At 70.1% G+C, this 23,087-nt stretch carries 21 protein-coding genes, 2 tRNA genes and 2 pseudogenes; 3 read left to right on the top strand and 22 right to left on the bottom strand.

Features of this window, described 5'->3' with window-relative positions:
* Nucleotides 1–157 precede the first annotated feature (157 nt).
* Together AB0L75_RS18660 and AB0L75_RS18665 are read left to right on the top strand one after the other, a co-directional pair.
* Nucleotides 158–1,423, top strand: a complete 1,266-nt coding sequence (locus AB0L75_RS18660; RefSeq protein WP_365182053.1) for a cytochrome b/b6 domain-containing protein — start codon at nucleotides 158–160, stop codon at nucleotides 1,421–1,423.
* Nucleotides 1,420–3,030 carry an NADH-ubiquinone oxidoreductase-F iron-sulfur binding region domain-containing protein gene (locus AB0L75_RS18665; protein WP_365182054.1) on the top strand — a complete coding sequence of 537 codons (1,611 nt, stop codon included), beginning with the start codon at nucleotides 1,420–1,422 and terminating at the stop codon, nucleotides 3,028–3,030. Before AB0L75_RS18660 ends, AB0L75_RS18665 begins: the two co-directional genes overlap by 4 nt.
* Nucleotides 3,031–3,147: 117 nt before the next feature.
* On the opposite strand, the gene AB0L75_RS18670 is transcribed toward AB0L75_RS18665, so the two are convergent.
* The 10 genes from AB0L75_RS18670 to AB0L75_RS18715 form a co-directional block, all read right to left on the bottom strand.
* A tRNA-Ala gene (locus AB0L75_RS18670) sits at nucleotides 3,148–3,220 on the bottom strand.
* Between the two features lie 158 nt (nucleotides 3,221–3,378).
* Nucleotides 3,379–3,612, bottom strand: a complete 234-nt coding sequence (locus tag AB0L75_RS18675) for a hypothetical protein (protein ID WP_006136074.1) — start codon at nucleotides 3,610–3,612, stop codon at nucleotides 3,379–3,381.
* A 3-nt stretch (nucleotides 3,613–3,615) separates the two neighbouring features.
* Nucleotides 3,616–3,789, bottom strand: coding sequence for a hypothetical protein (locus AB0L75_RS18680; RefSeq protein ID WP_014672673.1), 174 nt, complete (start codon nucleotides 3,787–3,789; stop codon nucleotides 3,616–3,618).
* A 246-nt stretch (nucleotides 3,790–4,035) separates the two neighbouring features.
* Nucleotides 4,036–4,108 (bottom strand) — tRNA-Ala (locus tag AB0L75_RS18685).
* Nucleotides 4,109–4,225: 117 nt separating this feature from the next.
* Nucleotides 4,226–4,894, bottom strand: coding sequence for a histidine phosphatase family protein (locus AB0L75_RS18690; RefSeq protein ID WP_365182055.1), 669 nt, complete (start codon nucleotides 4,892–4,894; stop codon nucleotides 4,226–4,228).
* Nucleotides 4,894–5,337 (bottom strand): ribosome silencing factor, encoded by a 444-nt coding sequence (gene rsfS / locus AB0L75_RS18695; RefSeq protein ID WP_365182056.1) that lies wholly within the window; start codon nucleotides 5,335–5,337, stop codon nucleotides 4,894–4,896. The genes AB0L75_RS18690 and rsfS overlap by 1 nt, the downstream gene beginning before the upstream one ends.
* 101 nt (nucleotides 5,338–5,438) lie before the next feature.
* Nucleotides 5,439–7,181 (bottom strand): LCP family protein, encoded by a 1,743-nt coding sequence (locus tag AB0L75_RS18700; protein WP_365182058.1) that lies wholly within the window; start codon nucleotides 7,179–7,181, stop codon nucleotides 5,439–5,441.
* A gap of 16 nt (nucleotides 7,182–7,197) precedes the next feature.
* On the bottom strand, nucleotides 7,198–7,869 hold the full coding sequence (nadD, locus tag AB0L75_RS18705; protein ID WP_365182140.1) for a nicotinate-nucleotide adenylyltransferase: 672 nt from the start codon (nucleotides 7,867–7,869) through the stop codon (nucleotides 7,198–7,200).
* Between the two features lie 71 nt (nucleotides 7,870–7,940).
* Entirely contained in the window at nucleotides 7,941–8,096 is a 156-nt protein-coding gene (locus AB0L75_RS18710; RefSeq protein WP_177235161.1) for a hypothetical protein, read from the bottom strand.
* A 121-nt stretch (nucleotides 8,097–8,217) separates the two neighbouring features.
* Complete coding sequence (locus tag AB0L75_RS18715) at nucleotides 8,218–8,382, bottom strand: hypothetical protein (RefSeq protein WP_365182060.1); 165 nt, start codon at nucleotides 8,380–8,382, stop codon at nucleotides 8,218–8,220.
* A 103-nt stretch (nucleotides 8,383–8,485) separates the two neighbouring features.
* On the opposite strand from AB0L75_RS18715, the gene AB0L75_RS18720 reads away from it, so the two are divergent.
* On the top strand, nucleotides 8,486–9,577 hold the full coding sequence (locus AB0L75_RS18720) for a M48 family metallopeptidase (RefSeq protein ID WP_365182062.1): 1,092 nt from the start codon (nucleotides 8,486–8,488) through the stop codon (nucleotides 9,575–9,577).
* Between the two features lie 48 nt (nucleotides 9,578–9,625).
* Here the strand turns inward: AB0L75_RS18720 and AB0L75_RS18725 are convergent, their stop codons facing one another.
* From AB0L75_RS18725 to rplU, 12 genes and pseudogenes are all read right to left on the bottom strand, one after another.
* A complete protein-coding gene (locus AB0L75_RS18725; RefSeq protein ID WP_365182064.1) occupies nucleotides 9,626–10,699 on the bottom strand; it encodes a hypothetical protein in 1,074 nt (357 codons plus the stop codon).
* Nucleotides 10,700–10,787: 88 nt separating this feature from the next.
* Nucleotides 10,788–11,387 carry a hypothetical protein gene (locus AB0L75_RS18730; protein WP_365182065.1) on the bottom strand — a complete coding sequence of 200 codons (600 nt, stop codon included), beginning with the start codon at nucleotides 11,385–11,387 and terminating at the stop codon, nucleotides 10,788–10,790.
* Nucleotides 11,388–11,480: 93 nt separating this feature from the next.
* Complete coding sequence (locus tag AB0L75_RS18735; protein ID WP_365182067.1) at nucleotides 11,481–12,767, bottom strand: glutamate-5-semialdehyde dehydrogenase; 1,287 nt, start codon at nucleotides 12,765–12,767, stop codon at nucleotides 11,481–11,483.
* Between the two features lie 72 nt (nucleotides 12,768–12,839).
* The gene (locus AB0L75_RS18740) at nucleotides 12,840–13,265 is read right to left on the bottom strand and encodes a hypothetical protein (RefSeq protein ID WP_365182068.1); all 426 of its coding nucleotides are present in this window, start codon (nucleotides 13,263–13,265) and stop codon (nucleotides 12,840–12,842) included.
* A gap of 175 nt (nucleotides 13,266–13,440) precedes the next feature.
* A complete protein-coding gene (gene proB, locus AB0L75_RS18745) occupies nucleotides 13,441–14,547 on the bottom strand; it encodes a glutamate 5-kinase (protein WP_365182142.1) in 1,107 nt (368 codons plus the stop codon).
* A gap of 162 nt (nucleotides 14,548–14,709) precedes the next feature.
* Nucleotides 14,710–15,311: pseudogene (locus AB0L75_RS18750) on the bottom strand (glycosyltransferase); the annotation flags it as partial.
* A gap of 78 nt (nucleotides 15,312–15,389) precedes the next feature.
* Nucleotides 15,390–17,509 (bottom strand): annotated as a pseudogene (locus tag AB0L75_RS18755) (hypothetical protein).
* A 56-nt stretch (nucleotides 17,510–17,565) separates the two neighbouring features.
* Nucleotides 17,566–19,062, bottom strand: a complete 1,497-nt coding sequence (locus AB0L75_RS18760; RefSeq protein ID WP_365182069.1) for a bifunctional cytidylyltransferase/SDR family oxidoreductase — start codon at nucleotides 19,060–19,062, stop codon at nucleotides 17,566–17,568.
* Nucleotides 19,063–19,277: 215 nt separating this feature from the next.
* Nucleotides 19,278–20,333, bottom strand: a complete 1,056-nt coding sequence (locus AB0L75_RS18765) for a hypothetical protein (RefSeq protein WP_365182070.1) — start codon at nucleotides 20,331–20,333, stop codon at nucleotides 19,278–19,280.
* Nucleotides 20,334–20,765: 432 nt separating this feature from the next.
* Nucleotides 20,766–22,214 carry a GTPase ObgE gene (obgE, locus tag AB0L75_RS18770; RefSeq protein WP_365182072.1) on the bottom strand — a complete coding sequence of 483 codons (1,449 nt, stop codon included), beginning with the start codon at nucleotides 22,212–22,214 and terminating at the stop codon, nucleotides 20,766–20,768.
* 134 nt (nucleotides 22,215–22,348) lie between these two features.
* Nucleotides 22,349–22,603, bottom strand: a complete 255-nt coding sequence (gene rpmA / locus AB0L75_RS18775) for a 50S ribosomal protein L27 (protein ID WP_358649034.1) — start codon at nucleotides 22,601–22,603, stop codon at nucleotides 22,349–22,351.
* A gap of 14 nt (nucleotides 22,604–22,617) precedes the next feature.
* Nucleotides 22,618–22,938, bottom strand: coding sequence for a 50S ribosomal protein L21 (rplU, locus tag AB0L75_RS18780; protein WP_009188585.1), 321 nt, complete (start codon nucleotides 22,936–22,938; stop codon nucleotides 22,618–22,620).
* Between the last annotated feature and the right edge of the window lie 149 nt (nucleotides 22,939–23,087).

A 23,087-nucleotide genomic window follows, 5' to 3' on the forward strand; every position in this document is an offset into this window, starting at 1 on the left:
ACAATTACTTCGCGTACCGTCCACTAAGGGACGTCGCCCCCCAGTCACATTGTCCGTTGATAACAACGCAATAACTCAAACCCCGTACTGATCGGTATGGCGCCACTTAGAGTTCGGCAGCGGGACCGCTTTCCCGAAACTGCTCGGAGTTGCCCCCATGAACCCTCGTCGTAGTAACCGCTCCCTCCCCAAACCGGGCCGTTCGGCCTATGGGGTGGCGTCGGCTGTCGTCCTGCTGCTCATACCCGTGGTCGTGCTGGTCGGAGGCAACCAGTTCCGCGACTTCCTGAACTTCGGCGCGGGCGTACTGTCCCTGGTCTCGCTCAGCTGCTCGGTGATCTGGGGCCTGCTCGCGCAGGACCGTATCTTCCTGAACACCCGGCAGCGGATCGTCGGCCAGGCGGTGCACCGGACCACCGCGGTCGCCTCGATCGCGTTTCTGCTGCTGCACATCACCACGAAGATCGCCCTCGGTCACACACAGGTGATCGCCGCGATCATTCCGTTCTCGCTCGGCATCACCGGAATCGGCGGCCTGATCGGCCTGGGCTCCCTGGCCGGCCTACTGATGATCTTCGTGGGCATCACCGGCGCCCTGCGCAGCAACTTCGCCACCCCGGCCCCCGTCGCCGCCCGCTGGCGCGCCATGCACATGCTGGCCTACCCGGCCTGGTGCGCGGCGCTGATCCACGGCCTCTACGCGGGCCGCTCGGCCAAGCCGATCTTCGTGATCCTCTACAGCCTGTCCCTGCTGGGCGTGATGGGCGCCCTCGCGCTGCGCGCGGCCCCGCACCCGGTCAAGCGCGGGGTCGCCGACCGGCTCGTGGCGCTGTTCGGCAGCTCGGAGCGGCCGGGACTGGAGGAGCTGGACGCGAGCCGTTCCCGGGCGGCCGAGGCGGCGCCCGCGGGCTTCGAGGCCCGTCGTGAGCCCAGGGCCGCGGCCGCCCCGTCCGCGCCGCTGTACCAGTCCCCCGCCGCCCCCGCGTCGGGCTTCGCCGCGGCCTACCGGGCCGTCTCCACGCCGGGCCGCCCCCAGCAGCCGTACGCGGCCGGTCAGACGGCCCGCATGGATCTGCCGCTGGACCTGCAGGCCACGGAGGCGATTTCGCGCATGGACGGCCCCTCCAGCACCTCGGGCAGCTGGCCGATCCCCTCCCCGCCGCCGGTCGGCGAGGCCCCGCCGTCCGCGTACGACCCGCTGCAGGACACCGGATACACCATGCCGGTCTACGACAATCCGGGCGCCGGTGGATACGGCGGAAGTGACATGTACGACAACGGTGAGACAAACGGCCTCTATGGCACGTACAACGCCAGTGACACGTACAACAGCGGTCCCGCTACCGAAACGCTGCCCGGCACGTCCTACGACACACCGGGTTCGGGCGAACCTTGGAACACGCCGTCCGGAGGCTTTAAGTGAACGAGGCCCTGCCCGACGTCCCCGAAGTCCGCGTGGTCGGCCTTCCGCAGCTCACGTCGGGCTTCGACCTTGTGGAACGACTCGACCTGCCCATGCACCTGAAGGTGCACGGGCCGCTCGACCCGCTCGGCGGCGAGCAGCTCGCACAGCTCGCCGAACGCATCAACCTCAAGGGCCGCGGCGGCGCGGGCTTCCCCTTCCACAAGAAACTGCGCTCGGTGGCCGAGTCGGCGATCAAGCGCGGGGTGCGACCGGTCGTCGTGGTCAACGGCAGCGAGGACGAACCGGCCTGCCGCAAGGACACCGTCCTGATCAACCGCGCCCCGCACCTGATCCTCGACGGCGCACTGTTGTGCGCCGAGGCGCTCGGCGCGCGCACGCTCGTGATCGGCGTCACCCGCGAGTCCACACAGCGCTCCATGGAGGCCGCGCTCGCCGAACGCGGGCTGAGTAACAGCCGTAGGTCGGCGCTACGCGCGTGGGTGCAGCGCAACCCGGTGCGCATGGTGACCGGCGCGGCCGCCTCCCTGATCCGCTCGGTCGACGGCGGCCCGGCGATCCCGCCCGGCCGCAAGATCAGCGCATCGCAGAGCGGGGTCGGCGGCGCCCCGACGCTGCTGTCGAACGCGGAGACGTTCGCGCAGCTGGCCATCGCCGCCCGCATCGGCCCCGAGCGCTACGGCAACACCGGCCTGTACGACGAGCCCGGCACCGTGATGCTCACCGTGTCCGGGGCGGTGGCCCGCCCGATGGTGCTGGAGGTCCCCACGGGTGTGCCGCTGCGCTACGTACTGCAGCTGGCGGGCGCCCCGCCGGTGCCGCAGGGCGTACTGACCGGCGGCTACCACGGCAAGTGGATCGACGCGGCGACCGTCAACGAGGCGATCGTCTCCCGCAACTCGCTGGACGCGGTGGGCGGTTCGCTGGGCGCGGGCGCAATCCTGCCGATCAGCCAGGACACCTGCCCGCTGGGCGAGTCGCTGCGGGTGGCGCAGTGGCTGGCCGAGGAGAGCGCCGGCCAGTGCGGACCCTGCTACCTCGGGCTGCCGGCCGCCGCGCGCGGCATGGAGGACATCCTGAACGGCGGCGGTCCGGCCGCCCTGGAGGCGCTGAAGCAGGTCGCGAAGAACGTCAAGCGCCGGGGCGCGTGTTCGCATCCGGACGGCTCGGCGATGTTCCTGGAGTCGACCATCAAGGCGTTCACCGACGACCTGGCCGCGCATGTCCTCGGAAACGGCTGCGGACGGCCCGTGGAGGGCGTTCTGCCGCTCTTCGAGGGGGGCAGGGCCCCTGCGGGCATCGCGGGCGGCGCAGAGCCCGAGGAGACCGGTGCCAGCCGCCAGAAGATCTACGTCGACTGGACGCTGTGCCGGGGCCACGGACTGTGCGCCGACATCCTCCCGGAGGTGTTCGAACTCGGCGCCGACGGTTTCCCGACCGTCGCCCAGGCGCAGGTGCCGCGGTACGCGGAGGCCAAGGCGCTGCGCGCGGTGCGCCGCTGCCCGGCGCTCGCCCTGCGCATCGAGGAGGACACCCGCGGGCAGGCACCGTCGCGCAATCTGCCGGTGGTCTCCCAGGGCCGCGGCAGGCGCGCGCTCGGCCGCTGAACACGAAGGGGTGGGTCACCCGGCTCGGGTTGACCCGCCCCTGTTCATTTCCGTCACTGTCTTCCCGCAACACGCCGAAGGCGGACCATCCATCGGATGATCCGCCTTCAACTTCTGTGGAGCTAAGGAGAATTGAACTCCTGACCTCCTGCATGCCATGCAGGCGCTCTACCAACTGAGCTATAGCCCCTTGTTTTCTTGTTTCGCCCGGTTCCCCCGGCGACGTCGTAAACATTACAGGCCCGGGGACGTAGCGCCAAATCGGTTTCGGGTTACCGCCGATACGATCCCTGATGTCCGGTTTTGTGACCTCGTCGTCGGTCTGCCGGTGTGGCGGTGCGGCGCGGGTCAAGCCGTCACGAAGGAGTAGAACCGCTTGAGCGTGCAGTGCTCTTCCAGGAGACGGCCGTAGATCGGCTCGCCCTCCAATTCCCGGTACGTCTCGATCGGGTCGCCTTTTATGATCAGCGCCCGCGCGCATTCCTCGCACCAGTACTGGTAATCGGGGTTGATCGGCTCCATGTCACGGACGATCGGGGTACCGCTCCCGCACCAGTCGCACTTTCGCCTGTGTGCACCCATCGATCAGCTCCAGCTGTGGCCGCAGGCCGTGCACACGTAGGAGATTCCGCCGTTGTCGCCGAGAACTTGGGCGACATGCGCGGAACCGCAGGAAGGGCAGCTCAGCCGGGTGGTCGTGTCCCGTATCAAGGCCGCACCGAGGAGGTGGCCGACCTCCTCAAGGATGCTCGCAGGCATCGCTACTCCCTCCCGTCGGGCCGCGCCCCCTTCCGGCCGTTTGATTCTGCCACGGCCGGAGCAATACGGTCAGCGACGCCTCAGTACCAGTCCGGACACGGCTCCCGGGCACACACCGAGACCGCCTGCGCAGAGGTATACGAGCGCAGTGCCCAAGTGACTCAACCCTGAACGCAGAAGATCCCGCCCCCTGGGGGGACGGGATCCTCGTACCGTTCTTCGATCACTCGACAGAGTGTCGATGAGTGGAGCTAAGGAGAATTGAACTCCTGACCTCCTGCATGCCATGCAGGCGCTCTACCAACTGAGCTATAGCCCCTCGTGCCACGCGGCGGAGCCGCATGGTGTCTCGCCCCGCTCGGCGGGGCGAACAAGAAGAACTTTAGCCTGTGACCTGCCAGAAAGTGAAATCCGGGGTCCGCGAGCCTGCTGGGGCTCAGTCGTCGTCGCCGAGGACGGGCTCCGGCAGGGTGCCCGCGTTGTGCTCCAGCAGACGCCAGCCGCGCGCGCCCTCACCGAGCACCGACCAGCAGCAGTTGGAGAGGCCGCCGAGGCTCTCCCAGTGCCGGGCCTCCAGGCGGAGGAGCCGGCCGATGGTGGTGCGGATGGTGCCGCCGTGGCTGACGACGACGAGGGTGCCGTCCTCGGGCAGCTTCTCGAGGTGGCGCAGCACGACGGGTGCGGCGCGGTCGGCGACCTCGGTCTCCAGCTCGCCGCCACCGCGGCGGACCGCCTCGCCGCGCTTCCAGGCGGCGTACTCCTCGCCGTAGCGGGTGATGATCTCCTCGTGCGTCAGCCCCTGCCAGACGCCCGCGTAGGTCTCGCGCAGGCCCTCCTCGCGGGTGACGCCGAGACCGGTGAGGGCGGCCAGCTCGGCGGCCGTGTGCGCCGCCCGCTGCAGGTCGGAGGAGATGATCGCGTCGGGCCGCAGGGAGGCCAGCAGCCGGGCGGCGCGGCGGGCCTGGCCGATGCCGGTCTCGGTCAGCGCGACGTCCGTGCTGCCCTGGAAGCGGCGCTCGACGTTCCAGGCGGTCTGGCCGTGCCGCCACAGGATGACGCGACGGCCGCGGTCCTTGCGGTCGGTCACCTCGCCGGTGGCGCTCATCACCACTCCCCGCCCGGCTCCTGCTCGGACTCGGAGGCCTGCAGCCTGGCGTGCTCCTCGGCCTTGCCGCGGGTGGCCTTGGCGTCGGCGGGCAGCTCCAGCTCGGGGCAGTCCTTCCACAGCCGCTCCAGGGCGTAGAAGACCCGCTCCTCGCTGTGCTGGACGTGCACGACGATGTCGACGTAGTCGAGCAGGATCCAGCGGGAGTCGCGGTCGCCCTCGCGGCGCACCGGCTTGGCGCCGAGTTCCTTCAGCAGGCGCTCCTCGATCTCGTCGACGATGGCCTTGACCTGGCGGTCGTTCGGCGCGGAGGCCAGCAGGAAGGCGTCCGTGATCGACAGAACGTCGCTCACGTCGTAGGCGATGACGTCGTGGGCGAGCTTGTCGGCCGCCGCCTGTGCGGCGGTGTTGATGAGCTCAAGAGAACGGTCTGTGGCGGTCACTACGAAGCTTTCGGTCGGCGGTCACTTGACCTCAAGGGTCTCACGGACCGTCCGGCGCACCCCACGTGATTACGGCGGCACGTGGGGTGCCCGGGACCAGGTCAGGAGCTGCCGGGCCGGTAGTCCTGGCCGAGGACGACCGAGACGTCGGCGCCCGAGGAGGCCGTGCCCTTGGTCACGGAGCCGGCGGGCAGCCCGAGGGTCTTGGCGACCTCGGTGGCGTCCGCCTTGTGGGAGGCGTCCGAGTAGACGACCTTCGAGGTGGCCTGGGTGCCGGAGGCGCTGCCGCCCTCGAGGAAGGTGAAGCCGCCGTTGAGCAGCACCACGCGGGCCTTCTCCGTGTCGTCCTTCACACCGGTGGCGTTCTGCACCGAGACCCGGACCGCGGAGCCCGCGTCGGGGCTCTTGGCGGTGCCGCCGAGGATGTCCTTCACCACGCTGTCGCTGGTCTGCGCGCTCAGTGTGCCGTCGGCCTGCACGGGCAGCAGGGCGGTCTTGTAGGCGCCGCCCTTGGCGAGGTCGGCGAGCTTGGCGAGGAAGGTGCCGAGGTCCTTGTCGGTGAGCGGCGGGTCGAGGATCTGCGCGAGGGTCTGCACGGTGACCGTGGCCGCCGACGGGTCGGAGGACAGCTTGCGCAGCACACCCTGCATGACCTGGCCGAAACGCTCCAGCTGGGCGTTCTGGGACTCGCCGGAGGCGCGGTAGGTGGCGTAGGCGACGGCCATCTTGCCGCTGAGGGTCTGGGCGCTGCCCTTGTGGACGAGCGGCTCGGCGCCCTTCTTCTTGGCGTCCGGGTCGGGCACGTCGGTGTTGGTGTCGAGGTCGATGTTGCCGACCAGGTCGACGAGGTTCTGCAGGTAAGGGGTGTCGAGGCGCCAGGTGCCCTGGATGTTGGTGCCGAGGACGGTGTCGAGCTGGTCGCGGGTGCCGGAGGAGCCGTCGTCGTCCACCGACTTGGCGAGGGTCGTGGTGGAGCCGTCGTCGGCGCTCAGGTCCAGCGAATTGGGCAGCAGGACGGTGCTGCCCTGCTTGGTGGTGGTGTTGTCGACCAGCAGCGCCGTGGAGGTGCCGCTCTTGCCGGTGATGTGCAGGTGGACGACGATCACGTCGCGTTTCTGGGCGCCGGCCGCCGTGCCCGCGCCGGGCTTGGAGCCGGAGGAGGACAGGCCGGGCAGCTTCCCGGCGTACCAGAGGTAGCCGACGCCGCCGACGGCGACGAGGGCGAGGACGACGAGCAGGGCGATGATCCGGCTGCGGGCGCGGCGGCGGGCCTCCTCGCGGCGCTCGGTGCGGTTCTCGGTGAACTTCAGCCAGTCGATGACGTCCTCGGAGTCGCCGTCGGGCTCCTCGACGAACGCGAACTGCTCGGTGTGGTAGTCCCGTTCCCCGTCGTCCTCCGGTTCCCCGGGCCGCACCGGGGCCTGCGCCTCCTCCGCCGGGCCGGCCTGATGCGGGATGTAGGCGGTCTGCTCCGTGACCCGGGGCTGCTGCCCGCTGTTCGCGGCCTGCCCGTAGGGGTCGTAGCCGGTGGTCTGCTGGGTGCCGGTGCCGTAGGGGTCGTACGGGGCCTGGGAACCGTAGGGGTCGTACCCGGATCCGGGCCGGCCGGAGTCGTAGGGGGGGACCGGCGGCTGCTGGCCGGTGGCGTACGGGTCGTAGCCGTAGCCCTGCTGCTGGGCGTACGGATCGTAGGTGGCCTGCTGTGCCTGCTGTGCCTGCTGTGCCTGCTGTGCCTGCTGTGCCGGGATCTGCCGGTACACGGGCCGGCCGTAGTCGTCGTAGCCGACGAGTTCGTACGGGCCCGCGCCGTAGCCGGCGTCACCCGTGTCGTATCGGTTGTTCACCGGTGCCCCTCTCGGCTCACTCGCCGCGGTACAGCTCGCGCTTGTCGATGTAGCGCACGACTCCGTCCGGCACCATGTACCAGATGGGGTCCTTCTTGGCGACTCTCGCTCGGCAGTCCGTGGAGGAGATGGCGAGCGCCGGGACCTCGACGAGCGTGACGCCGCCTTCCGGCAGACCCTGGTCGGTCAGGTGGTGGCCGGGCCGGGTGACGCCGATGAAGTGGGCGAGGGAGAACAGTTCCTCGCTGTCGTGCCAGGTCAGCAGCTGGGCGAGGGCGTCGGCACCGGTGATGAAGAACAGGTCGGTGTCCGGGTTGAGCGCACGCAGATCGCGCAGGGTGTCCACGGTGTAGGTGGGGCCGCCGCGGTCGATGTCGATACGGCTGACGGAGAACTGCGGGTTCTCGGCGGTCGCGATGACCGTCATCAGATAGCGGTCCTCGGCCGCGGAGACCTTGCGGTGGGACTTCTGCCACGGCTCGCCGGTGGGCACGAACACCACCTCGTCGAGGTGGAACTGCGCGGCGACCTCGCTGGCCGCCACGAGGTGCCCGTGGTGGATCGGGTCGAACGTTCCGCCCATGACGCCAAGGCGACGCTTGCCCGTGTGGGCGGGGCCCTGGCCCGGCCCGTCCTGCGGGTGCTTCACCGTGTCGTCGGCGCTCTCGTACGCCGGACCGGTAGGCATGTCCTGCTCTCCCATGCGTGCAGACCCTACCGGCCCGGCCTCGGACGTCCGGCCGGGGACGGGGTGCCCGCTCAGCGGTCGCGGTTGAAGCGGGTGGTGATCCACAGCAGGAGCAGCAGGATGACGAAGGCGCTGCCGCCGGTGATCGCCGGGTTGAGGCTGTTGTGGTGGCCGCCCTCGGCTTCGGCGAGGGTGACCATCTGGGCTGCGGCGCTGTGAAGGCTCATCTTCGGCAGGACCTATCGCGTGTGGGCGGGATAAAGATGTCGGCTCATCGTATGCGGGCGGTCCGGCGGCGATCACGCCGACTCCGCCGTCGGGGACGAGCGCCGGAACTTTCGCGGGCCGTCAGTCGTCTTTCCGCTTGTAGCCGCGCAGCAGGAACCAGGCGGTCAGCACACAGCCCAGGACCATGACGATCAGGACGATGCGGAGCAGATTCCCCGCCCCGTGCTGCTGGACGGCGCTCGCGGCGGTCTCGGTCAGCCAGGCGGCTGCGGGGTGATGCTCCATGGCGGGACTCCTTCGGCTGTACTGCCCGATCCACGGTATCTCCGCCTAGGCTGGGCTCCGTCTCGGGGGCACAGTGGGAACTCATACGCACATGGGGGAAGACATGTCCGACGACGGCCAGCAGCAGACGGGGCACGAGCACGTGCCGAGCAGGCAGCGCAGGCGCTTCCCGGGGATCTCCTCGCGTGCCTATGAGCATCCGGCCGACCGCTCGGCCCTGGTCGCGCTGCGCAAGCTGAGCGGGTTCGACACCGTGTTCAAGGCGCTCAGCGGGCTGCTGCCCGAGCGAAGCCTGAGACTGCTGTTCCTGTCCGACTCGGTGCGCGTCTCCGAGCGGCAGTTCCAGCATCTGCACGACATGCTGCTGGACGCCTGTTACATCCTGGACCTGGAGAAGGTCCCGCCGATGTACGTCACGCAGGACCCGCAGCCGAACGCGATGTGCATCGGTCTGGACGAGCCGATCATCGTCGTCACGACGGGGCTGGTGGAGCTGCTCGACGAGGAGGAGATGCGGGCCGTCGTCGGGCACGAGGTGGGACACGCGCTGTCCGGGCACTCGGTGTACCGCACGATCCTGCTGTTCCTGACCAGCCTCGCGCTGAAGGTGGCCTGGATCCCGCTGGGCAACCTCGCGATCATGGCGATCATCACGGCGCTGAGGGAGTGGTTCCGCAAGTCGGAGCTGTCCGCGGACCGGGCGGGGCTGCTGGTGGGGCAGGACGTCCAGGCCTCGATGCGGGGCCTGATGAAGATCGCGGGCGGCAACCATCTGCACGAGATGAACGTGGACGCGTTCCTGGAGCAGGCCGAGGAGTACGACTCCGGCGGCGATCTGCGCGACTCGGTGCTGAAGATCCTGAACGTACTGCCCCGCTCGCACCCCTTCACCACCGTGCGGGCCGCCGAGCTGAAGAAGTGGGCCGAGTCCCGGGACTTCCAGCGGATCATGGACGGCCACTACCCGCGGCGCGACGGGGACAAGGACACCTCGGTCAGCGACTCCTTCCGCGAGTCGGCGGCCAGCTACGCGAGCGATGTGAAGGGCTCCAAGGACCCGCTGATGAAGCTGGTCAGCGACCTCGCGGGCGGTGCGGGCGACCTGGGCGGCCGGGTCCGCCGGGGCTTCGACGGCTTCAGGACCCCGCCCCAGCCGAAGCAGCCCCCGACGGACACCCCGCGAGACGAGGAGTGACCCCCGCTCCGCCCCTCCGCACCGGCCGGCGCTGAGAACGCCCGCCGTTCAGGTCTTCGGCTCGGCCTCACCGGCCAGCGTCCCGCACAGGGCCGCAGGACTCTGCGTCTCGTACGGGTTCGTGCCCGCGGGGCTGGTGGCGCGGGCCGTCTGGCCGGCCAGGAGGGGGCGGAGGTAGGAGGTGGAGTCGCCGGCGCAGGCGAGCGGCCCGGCCAGGACGTAGGACGTGACCAGCTGAACCTGGTGGGTGCGCAGATCGTCGCGGGTGAAGCGGAAGGTCACCTCGCGGCGGACGGTGAACAGGGACGCGGGGGCGTCGCCCGCCGCACCGGTGGGGCGCAGGGCGTAGACGAAGGTGTGGTCGGCGTTGACCTCCAGCGTGCTCGCGTCGCTCTCGACGGCCTGCAGATCGCCCCGGACGCGGATCGGGCCGTCGTCGGCGAGCTGGACGCGGGAGGGGTCGAGACGGACCAGCCAGCCGGTGGGGGCATGCCGGCCGTCCGCCGCCGGGTGGTGGAAGCTCTGGTCGAACTGGTCGAGCTGGTCGGCGTCGATGAGGGACCGGACCGGACTGACCTGGCGGCCGGTGACCACCTCGGGGTAGAGCGAGGAGCGGACTATGTAGTCCTTGGCGGTGGTGAGCGCCGCCACGACCTGGCTGTCGGAGAAGTGGGCGGTGCTGCGGACGGCCGGCAACGGTATGCCCTCGGCGCCGACCTCGAACGGAGCGGCGCCGCTGTGCTCGTACAGGTTCTCGGCCTTGGCGTCTCCGGGCACCTTGCCCGTGGGGGCGAGCGGGATCACCGTCATCCGCAGCGGCTCGGCGGGGCGCCGTATCTGCGCGGTGCCGTAGGGGTGGCGGATGCCCATGTAGACCGCGGTGCCGAAGGCGACGGCGATCAGCAGGACGAGGATCAGGGCCTGCCGGGTGAGTCCGCGGTGCAGGGGCGGACGGCGGCGTACGGCGGGCGTGTGGTCGGCCATCCGCTCCTCGGCGGAGAACTCCTGGAGCCGGGCAGCGCGGACGAACGACTCGTCGAACACGACGGATCGGTACTCGTCCTCGCCACCGCCGGGGGCGCCCTCGGGGGCGCCTTCCGGCGGGTCTCCAGGCCCGCCCATACTTTCAGAGTAGGTCTCGTGGGCCTCGGGTAAACGCCCTGCTACACGACAACTTCTGACAGGTGCTCACCAAGAGCGGAGCGGGCGTTCAGGGGGAGCGCGGGGTGGCCGAGGCCGCCGGCTGGGAGGAGTCCGCGGAGGCGGAGGGCGCGGCGGCACTGCCCTGTTCCAGGCCGGTGGAGGGACGCGGGGGGACCCTGTCGCGGGTGCCGGCGGAGCCGCCCCGGTAGACGGCGGCGAAGGCCAGGGCGACCATGCCTATGCCCATGACGACGGCGAGCAGCCAGGCCACGGGGCGGTGCCAGCGGACCTGCCTGCCGTAGCGGCCGAAGGAGCCGGGGTGGTCGTCGAGGAGGTAGGCGTCGTCCAGCTCGTCGTCGTCCCGATCTTGGCCGAGATCGGTTCCCTCGGGGGCGTACTTGTCGTCGTACCGCTCGCCTCGGGCGTGGGCGCGGCGGGCCTCCGCCTCGGAGGCCTCGGCTCTGGCCTGGGCAGCGGCCAGGAGGCGTTCGACGGCGGTCGGCTCATGGACCGCGGCCGCCTGTACGAAGGCCTCGTCGAAGACCACGGAGGCGAACTCTTCGTCCGACACCCCGCGGTCGTGGTCGTCGTCGGGCTCCCAGCCGTCAGGGAACGGCGTGCCCCCCACGTCCTCCGGCACGGATCCAGAGTAGACCTGAGGGGTCAATTTGGGCAGACGGTATGGAAATTCGTCTGACTGGTGAGACACGTTTCGGCCGTACCGCACGGCTGGGAGGCGGTACGACCGAACGGGTGGTCCTCAGGGGCGTACGTGTCCGTCTCCGGTGACGATGTACTTGGTGCTGGTCAGCTCCGGCAGGCCCATCGGGCCGCGGGCGTGCAGCTTCTGGGTGGAGATGCCGATCTCGGCGCCGAAGCCGAACTGGCCGCCGTCGGTGAAGCGGGTGGAGGCGTTCACGGCGACGGTGGTGGAGTCGACCAGCTGGGTGAAGCGGCGGGCGGCCTGCTGAGAGGTGGTGACGATCGCCTCGGTGTGGCCGGAGGTCCACAGCCGGATGTGCTCGACGGCCTTGTCGAGGGAGTCGACGACGGCGGCGGCGATGTCGTAGGAGAGGTACTCGGTCTCCCAGTCCTCGGCCACGGCCTCCACGACCGTCGCCTTGGAGTCCTTGGCACAGGCCAGCACGCGTTCGTCGGCGTGCACGGTGACGCCGGCCTCGGCGAGGGCGTCGAGGGCGCGCGGCAGGAACTCGGCGGCGATGTCCTGGTGGACGAGGAGGGTCTCGGCGGCGTTGCAGACGCTGACCCGCTGGGCCTTGGAGTTGATCAGGATGTCGATCGCCATGTCGATGTCGGCCTGGGCGTCGACGTAGACGTGGCAGTTGCCGGTGCCGGTTTCGATGACGGGGACGATGGACTCGCTGACCACGGTCTGAATCAGGGAGGCGCCGCCGCGCGGGATGAGGACGTCGACCAGGCCGCGGGCGCGCATCAGCTCGCGGACGGAGTCGCGGCTCTCGCCGGGCACCAGCTGTACGGCGTCGGCGGGCAGCCCGGCCCCGCCCACGGCGTCCCGGATGACCCGGACGAGGGCGGTGTTCGACTCGTACGCGGAGGCCGAGCCGCGCAGCAGCACCGCGTTCCCGGACTTCAGGCACAGGGCGGCGGCGTCCACCGTCACGTTCGGGCGGGCCTCGTAGATGATGCCGACGACGCCGAGCGGGACGCGGACCTGGCGCAGGTCGATGCCGTTGGGCAGGGTGGAGCCGCGGACGATCTCGCCGACCGGGTCGGGCAGCTTCGCGACGTCGCGGACGTCGGAGGCGATGGCGCGGATCCGCTCGGGGGTGAGGGTGAGCCGGTCGACGACGGCCTCGCTGGTGCCGTTCTCCCGGGCCTTGGCGACGTCCTTGGCGTTGGCCTCGACGATCTCGCTGGTCCGGACCTCCAGGGCGTCGGCGATGGCGAGCAGCGCGTCGTCCTTCACGGCGCGCGGGAGCGGCGCGAGGTCGGCGGCCGCGGCCTTGGCCCGGTAGGCGGCCTGGGTGACCGGGGACATGGAGTCGTAGGGCGAGAGCGTCGTCATGAGGGAAGGGTAGTGCGCGGCGCGGGCCGCCCACCGCTCATCCCAAACCGCGAGACAAGCCCCCAGGATCACTCAAAAGGGATGGACCCCCACCGGTGTGGCCGGTGCCGGCCCGTATCCCTCGGCGATGCGGTGGTGGTAGGTCTCGCGGTCGATGACCTCCAGGCCGACGATCTCCCAGGCCGGCAGTCCGGCGCTCTGGCGGTGTTCGCCCCACAGGCGAAGGGCCACGGCGGCGGCGTCATGCAGGTCGCGGGCCTCTTCCCAGTACCGGATCTCGGCGTGGTCGGGCGCGTATCTGCTGGTGAGCAGGAAGGGGTGGTCGTGGGCCAGCTGTTCCAGGGCCCGCCGCAGCTCGGACAGGGGGACCTGCTCCCCGGAGACGCTGAGGGTGACATGCCACAGCCGGGGCAGGTCCTTGGGCTCCTCGTAGGCGTCCCCGGCCGCGACGCTCGTCAGAGCACCGCGCGACGCCGCCCCAGGGCGCGCTCGTCTCACGACGGCCTCCTTCACGCTTCACGCTAGGCTCGCATGGCCCCTTGACGGAACGTGTTCCTTCACATGTCCCAGACACAAAGTGGAGCAGGCCGCAGGGCTCCGCGTGGTGGTTTTACGGAACGTCCCCCACCGGGGGCGGTCCTTACGCCCCGTTTTACGAGCGGTTTTGCGAGTGTCACGGATGCAGGAGCACCAGGTCGTCCCTGTGTACGATCTCGCGTTCGTACGCCGGACCCAGCTCGCGGGCCAGCTCGCGGGTCGAACGCCCGAGCAGGCGCGGGATCTCCTTGGCGTCGAAGTTGACGAGCCCCCGGGCCACCGCGCGTCCGGCCGTGTCGCGCAGTTCGACGGGGTCGCCGGCGCTGAACTCGCCCTCGACGGCGGCGATTCCGGCGGGCAGCAGCGACGTGCGGCGCTTCACCACGGCGGTCACCGCGCCGTCGTCCAGGATCAGCGCGCCCTGCGGGGTGGAGGCGTGCTGCAGCCACAGGAGCCGGTCGGCGGAGCGTCTGCCGGTGGGGTGGAAGAAGGTGCCGGTGTCGCCGCCGCTCAGCGCCTCCGCCGCGTGCACGGCGCTGGTGAGGACCACGGGGATGCCGGCGGCGGCCGCGATCCGGGCGGCCTCGACCTTGGTGACCATCCCGCCGGTGCCGACGCCCGCCTTGCCGGCGCTCCCGATCTCGATGCCCGCGAGATCCTCGGGACCCTTCACTTCCGCTATCCGCGAGGTGCCGGGCCTGCTGGGGTCCCCGTCGTAGACGCCGTCGATGTCGGAGAGGAGGACCAGCAGGTCGGCGTGGACGAGGTGGGCGACGAGGGCGGCGAGGCGGTCGTTGTCGCCGAACCGGATCTCGTCGGTGGCGACCGTGTCGTTCTCGTTGACGATCGGGAAGGCGCCCATCGCGAGGAGCTTGTCGAGGGTGCGGGAGGCGTTGCGGTGGTGGGCGCGGCGGCTCATGTCGTCGCTGGTGAGCAGAACCTGGCCGACGCGGACGGCGTAGCGGGCGAAAGAAGCGGTGTAGCGGGCGACGAGCAGGCCCTGGCCGACGCTGGCGGCGGCCTGCTGCCGGGCGAGGTCCTTCGGCCGGCGGCGCAGGCCGAGCGGCGCGAGCCCGGCGGCGATGGCGCCGGAGGAGACGAGGACGATCTCCCGCTCTCCCCCGCTGCGGATCTTGGCCAGCACGTCCACCAGCGCGTCGACGCGGTCGGCGTCCAGGCCGCCGGCGGCGGTCGTCAGCGACGAGGAACCCACCTTGACGACGATCCTGCGGGCCTCGCCCACGGCCTGCCTAGCCCTTGCCACCTTGCCCTCTGTTTTCTCACGCGGTTTGGTTGCCTGTGCGGCAATCTACGCGAAGTGGATCGCCCGGCGCCCGCCGGTCCAGCCCCCGGACAGGCGCCGCGGCCGTTCGCTCACGCTGTGTGCACCAGATGTGCCGGGCGCTCAGGCAGCCGCCTTGAAGTCCTTTGCCGACAGCATCCGCCGCGCCTTGCGGAGTGCCCGGCGCAGGAAGGAGTGGGCGGCGGCCTGCTTCTTCGCCCTGACGAACTCGACGACGTCCAGCAGCAGTTCGGCTCGCTGCAGGGCGACCAGGTGCAGTCGCAGCCGCTCGTGGACCTTGAGCCTGCGGGCCACTCCGGGCGTCCCGTAGGCCTCCATCAGCGGCTTGGCCAGCTCCAGCTTGTGCCGGCGGACCTCCTCGCTGTCCTTGAGGAACTTCGGCCCGAACTGCGGCGGCAGGGTGATGAGGAACGGCCGGATCATGAGGCCGTCGCGCTTGTCGCCGGCCGGGACCATGTCGGCGATCAGCTTCATCAGGGCACGCGCGGAGTCGAAGCGCAGGGTGCAGCTGCCGCTCTTGGCGCCCTCGACCTTGCCGAGCACCACATCGGTGCCGTTCTCGTCGCCCATGGCGACCATGCGTTCAAGGGCCTGGGGCCGAGCCGGTCGTCGGCGTCGAGGAAGAAGACGTAGCGCCCACTCGCCCTGCCGAGGCCGACGTTGCGGGGGCTGCTCGGGCCGTCGGAGTTCTCCTGCCGGATGAGGGGCCCGACCCCGGGATCGCTCCCCGGGATCGGGCCCCTCTTATGTCGTCCGTGTCTCTCTTACGTCCGTACGGCCGGTCAGCCCGCGTTCACCCCGTCGGGGTCCTCGGCGGTGACGGTTCGCTGGCCGGGCACCGCGTTGGACAGCTCGGCGGTCTCGGCGGAGTCCGCGCCGGCGGCGGCCAGCCGGGACTGCTGGCCGACGTTGCGGGCGTCGGCCTTGCGGGCCAGGGCGGCCACCGCGGCGTTGAACTGGTCGATGGACTTCGGCTCGTCCGGGCCCAGCAGATAGCGCTTGAGTTCCTTGCGGTCCGCCGTCAGCGGGTCGGTGGCCGGATCGCGCACGGCGCCCAGCAGGCCGCCCAGCTCCGCCGCGTCGTTGGACAGGATCACCGCGGCGCGCACGGCCGTGTTCTGCCGCCTGAACTCCTCGTGACCCAGCCCGCCGGAGTCGGTGACCGCGTACGGCTTGCCGCTCGCGATGAAGTCGGAGACCACTGAGGAGATGTCGGAGACCATCGCGTCACAGACGTTGAAGCAGTCGTACAGGCGCGGCTCGGCACCCGTGATGACGCGGTGCTCGCATGCCGGGAAGGTGCGCCAGTAGGCGGTGTTCCACTCGGCGCGCAGCCGGGCGATCTCCTCGTGCCTCGCCACGTCGACGACACCGTCCCGGGTGGCCTCGGCCTCGTCGCCCTTGCTGTCGGCGCCCTTGCCGGTCAGCTCGGCGATCCGGGCCTCGATCCGGACCATGTCCGCCTTCGCCTCGGCCTGGGCGGCCGCGTCGGCGGTGAGGCGCGGATCGGCTGCGCGCTCGGCGGCGGCCTTCTCCACCAGCACGGTGATCCGCCGGTGCGCGGCGCCGGCCTCCTTGCTGACGGTGCCGGTGAACGGTGCGGCTTGTACAGGACGCGGACCGGCGGGTCGGCCGTGATCAGCTGCTTCACGATGTTCTCGCCGGCGAGCACGATCGAGGTGTTGCCGGGGTCGCCGTCCCAGCCCTCCCAGGTCGGCGCGTAGAGGACGGTCGGGCAGCGTCCGTCAGCGGCTCCGCCACGGGGGCCCTCGGGCGCGCCCTGCCAGGTCTGGATGGGGGCGAGCTGCGGGCGGCCGACCTCCACGATGTCGTCGTCGCGGACACCGACGTCGGCGATGGCATAGCGGTCGCGCCCGGCCCGGCCGGCGGTCCACACCTCGTCGTAGACCTTGCTGTACGGGTTGACGCTGGCGAGCTTGTCGCTGTCGCCGTGGCCGATGAAGACGTGCTTCATGGTGGGCACGCGCAGCATGTGGATGTTCTTGCCGACGTTCGCTGCGTACAGGGCCACGCGCACGGTCGACAGGTCCAGGTTCATCAGGTGCACCCCTCCGGGCACGCAGATGACGGGGACCGTGGTCGGCGCGAGGCTGTTCAGGATGGCGCGCTCTCGCAGGATGATCAGCGGCCGGCTGTCCAGCTGCTCCATCGTCTCCAGCCACATGTTGACCTGGTACGCGGAGTCCCTGGAGCCGGAGAATTACAGGACCGTCTCCGGATGGTGGGCGGCCAGCCAGTCGTCGACGGCGGCGAGGACCACGTCGGCCTTCGGCGGGGTCTTGCGGCCGCGCACGTACGGCACGAGCACGAGCACGTACAGCACGCCGAGGCCGACGGTGAGGCCGATGCCGGCGAAACCCGCGGCGGCGGAGGAGTCCGGCTCGGCGGAGACCAGGATGCCGGCCATCGCGAACAGGTCGAGGTGGAGCATCTTCTCCGCGCTGCGGTGCAGCAGCCGGCGGGGCGGGGCGTCAGGGACGCGGATGCGGGACTTCAGGTCGATGTTGCGGGTGGCGACCGGCATCCGGCGGCGGTTGCGGATCAGGGTGACCAGCGCGCCGTGCGGGGCCTGCATGCCGTAGAAGGCGATGAAGCAGGCGCCGGTGCCGTAGAAGATCAGGTCGTCCGCATGCGACAGACGGGCCAGCAGCAGGATCAGCAGCAGCTGCCGGATCAGGAAGCGGATCGACAGGCCGGCCCGGATCTTGCTGAGGCGGCTGATCAGATAGCTGCCCTTGCGGTGCAGACAGTGGTCCGCCAGGTACGTCACGGCGGCCATGACCGCGAAGGCGGGAACGCTCGGGACGAGCGAGGCCAGCATGAGCGCCGGGAAGCCCAGGATCATGAGGGCCGCCGCTGCCAGCTCGGCCGCGCTGCCCACCCGGGCAACGCGAATAGCGGTGGATATCACGGGGAAACCTGCTTACTGACGAATTGTCACATGCCGTCCTGGCGGTCCAGGACCGTGGCCAGCGCCTGTTCGAACCCGGAGGCGGTGGCCGCGTCCGCCGTCGGATCCTGCTGACGGACGTCGATGACATGCCCGGTCAGCTCCGACAGCAGCACGTCCAGCGAGGTGCGGGCCACGGTCTCGGAGGAGAGCAGCGAGCCCGTGGGTTCCTGGCCGAAGGCCTTGGTGCGCATCGGGGTTGCCGTGCGCTCGGGGTTGATGCAGTTGACGCGGATGGCGTCGCCGGCCCACTCGTCGGACAGCGCCTGGGTGAGGTTGACCATGGCGGCCTTGGTGGAGGAGTACAGCGAGTACTCGGCGCGGCCGCGGGTGTAGCTGCTGGAGGTGTAGAGCAGCAACTGGCCCTTGGTCTCGGCGAGGTACTTGTAGCTGGATCGGGCGATCTGCACCGGGGCCAGGTAGTTGACCTTCAGCGCCTCCTCGACGGTGGCGTTGTCGGTCTCGGCGAGCCTGCCGATGCGCAGCACGCCCGCGGTGTTGACGACGTAGTCGATCCGGCCGGTCTCCGCGTACGCCTTGGACAGCGCGTCGTCGACCTCCTCCGGGTTCTCCACGTGGGTGCCGGTGGTGGAGCGGCCGAGCGCGTAGACGTTCGCGCCGTGGGACTCGGCGAGTTCGGCGATGTCCTTGCCGATGCCGTAGGAGCCGCCGAAGACCACCACGGTCCTGCCGGTGAGCAGGTCGCGGTAGGCGTCCTCGCCCTGCCGCTCGGGCGCGGCGGTGGAGGCGAGCTGGAACAGCTTGTCGGCGATGAAGACGTCGACCGGCTGCGTCACCTTCATGTTGTACTCGTCGCCCGCGACGACGTGGATCGGCACGTCCGGCAGGTACTTGAGGACCACCGAGCAGTCGTCCGTGGCCTGGAAGTTGGGGTCGCCGGCGGCGATCTCGTAGGCGCGGCGGATGGTGGACAGCTTGAATGCCTGCGGGGTCTGGCCGCGGCACAGCCGGGAGCGGTCCGGGATCTCGGTGATGAACTCGCCGTCCTCGCCGTGGGTGCGGGTCACGATGATGGTGTCCGCGGAGGGGATGGCGACGTCCACGGCCCGGTAACGCTCCAGCGCGGCCACGCAGTCGCCGATGACGCGCTGCGAGAGCAGCGGGCGTACGGCGTCGTGGAAGAGGACGTTGGGGTCCTCGCCCTCGGCGAGGCCCTCGCGCAGCGCGGAGATGGCGCGCTCGGTGGTCTCGTTCCGCGTCGAGCCGCCCTCGATGATCTTCTTCACCTTGGTGAAGCCGGCCTTGGCGACGATCTTCTCTATGTCCGGCGCGAAGCCCGGCGCCATCAGCACGATGACGTCGTCGATCGACTCGGCGTTCTCGAAGGTGGTCAGGGTGTGCTCGATGACTGCCTTGCCGGCGATCTTCAGCAGCTGCTTGGGGATCGACAGACCCACCCGCTGACCGGTGCCACCGGCCAGGATCACTGCGGTGGTTCGGGGCTTGGCTATGTGCTGGGACACAGGTGACCTACCTTGGGGCGTCAGGGAACCGTGAAATGCTCCCACTTCAGGTAAGGGAAATGTAAGGAGAGCGACATCCTGTGTATTTCTGAGCGCTAGCTGTCATTCACCTGGCAAGCCTGGTAACAGGACCCGTCCGGCGAACTGGCGCAAACCTCTGTGAATTCGCTGTGAATAAGTGCATAGGTTCGTCACAGGCGCGCGGGCAAGCGTGTTCAGCGCCGCCCTAGCCGCTTCGGACAGCGGTGCCCGAGCACCCGCAGAAGGTCCCTCGACGACGTCTGGTGCACGGCCCGCGCGGCGGCCCCGCCGCCCGGTCCGGCGATCACCGCGGCGAGCGCTCCGCACAGCGCCCGCGCCGCGATTTCCGGGGCGATCCGGGTCTCGACCTGGCCCGACGCCGGCGCCGGCGCCGGCTGCTCGGGAACGGCGGACAGCAGCGCCGGATCGCCGAGGAGCCGCACACCCAGGGCGGCGATGCGCGCGGCGGCCTCGGCACCGATCTCTCCCGCCGCCTCCGCCGCCCAGCGCGGGGTCACGATCTTCACGTCTCCGGGCACGGGAGAGCACGCATTCTTCATATGCGGTACGGCGCCGTTACGGACAAGCCGGGAATACAGCTCTTCCGGCAGTTTATTGCCCCGGAATTTGACATTGAGATTGCGCAGAATTTCGGTCTCGGCGAGGGTAAGAGAACGGTTCACCGTGTCCGGAATGGGCTGAAGGAGATTTTCCGGCAGTCCGAGCAGCGCCTCGAATATGCGCAGCAGGCCACCGCGGTCACGGTCGTCCACCACGACCACGGTGACCCGCCGCGGACCGACGGCCCGCGCCCAGCGCTCGACCAGCCGGTCATGCCGGTGCCGGTGCCGGTGCCAGAAGCTCGGATTGGGCTTGTCGTACGGCGGCTTGCGCAGTATGTGCTCCAGCCAGTCCGGGTAGTCCATGCGCAGGTCGTTCCGCACGTACTGCTGCCACTGCGAGGGCATGATCCGCACCAGGGGACGCAGTGTGACCAGCACCTGGACGCGCTCCCCGCCGAGCTGGTCCACGATACGGGCGATCGTCGCGTCGTCGGGGGCGTCGGAGAAGAACTCGCTGCTGATCACCGAGGTCCGCCCGCCGGTGGCCGCCAGCTGGTCCAGCAGCCGGGCCCAGTGCCGGCCGGTGGGCGCGGTGTCGCCCATCATCGCGGGCCGGGCGCAGGCGGCGAGGGCGGCCTCCATGGGATGCCGGGTGTGGGCCGGGAACTCCACGCCGTGTGCCGGCAACCGTCCCTCGCGGCGAAGAGGGCGCCCTGGATGGCGGTCGTCCCCGTCTTGTGCGGGCCGATGTGCAGCAGTCGGGTGCCGGCGGGCAGGGGCTCGGGGATCTCGTTCGAACAGTCCGTCTCCATGGTCAGCGGACGGTAAGAGCCTTGCCTGAGGCGAGGCTGAGAGAAACCTGGGACGGGGATGAGTCCCAGGCTCCCCGCGGCTCACACGAGCCGGACACCGGGCTCGTCGCACTCCACCCACAGCCGGGCCGGCGCGGGCCGTGCAGGGCGACCGCAGCTGGGCGGGTACCCCTCGAAAATCCTTGCGGGTCAACGGATCTGACGGCAGATCGGATAAGAGCCGAACTCCGCCGCGAAAGTCTCCCGGCGCCCACTCAGCAGCCCGTCCGGGGGCGACGGCCCCCGGACGGCAGCAGCAAACCGAGCCCTACTCGAACGGGTCGAACTCGTCGTACTCGCGCAGCGATTCGTCCCGCTCCGCCTGCTTGTCCTTACGGCGCTGCGCCGCAGGCCTCGCCTCGTCGAAGCGGTGGTCCTCGCCACGGCGGCCGAGCATCTCCGCACCGGCCATGACCGTCGGCTCCCAGTCGAAGACGACCGCGTTCTCCTCAGGACCGATCGCGACACCGTCGCCGGACCGGGCGCCCGCCTTCATCAACGCCTCTTCCACACCGAGGCGGTTGAGCCGGTCGGCGAGATAGCCGACCGCCTCGTCGTTGTTGAAGTCGGTCTGGCGCACCCAGCGCTCGGGCTTCTCGCCACGCACACGGAACAGCGGCTCGCCGCCGAACTCCTCACGGGTGACGGTGAAGCCCGCGTCGTCCACGGCCTTGGGCCGGATGACGATCCGGGTCGCCTCCTCCTTCGGCTTCGCGGCGCGCGCCTTGCCGACCAGGTCACCGAGCGCGAAGGACAGCTCCCGCAGCCCGATGTGGGCGACGGCCGACACCTCGAAGACGCGGTAGCCGCGGGCCTCCAGGTCGGGGCGGACCATCTCGGCGAGGTCCTTGCCGTCCGGCACGTCGACCTTGTTCAGGACGACGATCCGGGGCCGGTTGTCGAGGCCGCCGTACTGCCGCAGCTCCTCCTCGATGATGTCGAGGTCGGAGAGCGGGTCACGGTCGGACTCCAGGGTCGCGGTGTCCAGCACGTGCACCAGCACGCTGCACCGCTCCACATGCCGCAGGAACTCCAGGCCGAGACCCCTGCCCTGGCTGGCGCCGGGGATGAGGCCCGGGACGTCCGCGATCGTGTAGACGGTCGACCCGGCCGTCACCACGCCGAGGTTCGGCACGAGCGTCGTGAAGGGGTAGTCAGCGATCTTCGGCTTGGCCGCGCTCAGCACCGAGATCAGCGAGGACTTGCCGGCGCTCGGATAGCCGACGAGCGCCACATCGGCGACCGTCTTCAGCTCCAGGACGACATCCTGCAGGTCACCGGGCTCGCCGAGCAGCGCGAAGCCGGGCGCCTTGCGCCGGGCGGAGGCCAGCGCCGCGTTGCCGAGGCCGCCGCGGCCGCCCTGCGCGGCGATGTAGGAGGTGCCGTGGCCGACGAGGTCGGCGAGCACCGTGCCCGCCCCGTCGAGCACGACCGTGCCGTCCGGCACCGGCAGGACCAGGTCCTGGCCGTCCTTGCCGGAGCGGTTGCCGCCCTCGCCGGGCTTGCCGTTGGTGGCCTTGCGGTGCGGCGAGTGGTGGTAGTCGAGCAGCGTCGTCACCGACTGATCCACGGTGAGGATGACATCACCGCCCCGCCCGCCGTTGCCGCCGTCGGGGCCGCCGAGCGGCTTGAACTTCTCGCGGTGTACGGAGGCACAGCCGTGGCCTCCGTTACCCGCGGCGACATGCAGCTCGACGCGGTCCACGAAGGTGGTCATGGTTCAGTGCCTCCAGATGGGTACGGGTATGTCCAGTCGTTAACACAGTGGTTAACACGCGAAAGGCGGACCCGCCTTCCCGACCGGGAAGTGAGGTCCGCCTCGCGAAAGCGTTCGGCGCTGAATCAGGCGATTCAGGCGACCGGAACGATGTTCACGACCTTGCGGCCACGGTGGGTACCGAACTCCACCGCACCGGCCTGCAGGGCGAACAGCGTGTCGTCGCCGCCACGGCCGACACCGGCGCCGGGGTGGAAGTGGGTGCCGCGCTGGCGGACCAGGATCTCACCAGCGTTCACGCGCTGACCGCCGAAGCGCTTCACGCCGAGCCGCTGGGCATTGGAGTCGCGACCGTTCCGGGTGGACGATGCGCCCTTCTTGTGTGCCATGTCTCCTCAGTCCCTTACTTCGCAGCCGTGGGGATCGACGTGACCTTGATCGCCGTGTACTGCTGGCGGTGGCCCTGCCGACGGCGGTAGCCGGTCTTGTTCTTGTAGCGCAGAATGTCGATCTTCTGGCCCTTGTGGTGGTCCACGACCTCGGCCTGGACCTTGATGCCGGCCAGCACCCACGGGTCGCTGGTCACGGCGTCGCCGTCGACAACGAGCAGGGTCGAGAGCTCGACCGTGTCGCCAACCTTGGCGGTGGAAATCTTGTCAACCTCAACGATGTCGCCGACAGCAACCTTGTGCTGGCGACCACCGCTGCGCACGATGGCGTACACGCGGATCTCTCTTTCGCTCGTTCAGAACCGGCACCCCCGCAGGCCAGCCACCCGACAACGCATGGGTGACCTCTCCCGGCCCGCCTTGCGTCCGGGAGGAAGAGGTTTACGGGGATGTGGCGCGCTCAGTGACACGCCGACGGTCAAGG

It is taken from the genome of Streptomyces sp. NPDC052101 (genome assembly GCF_040680235.1).
GTDB lineage: Bacteria > Actinomycetota > Actinomycetes > Streptomycetales > Streptomycetaceae > Streptomyces.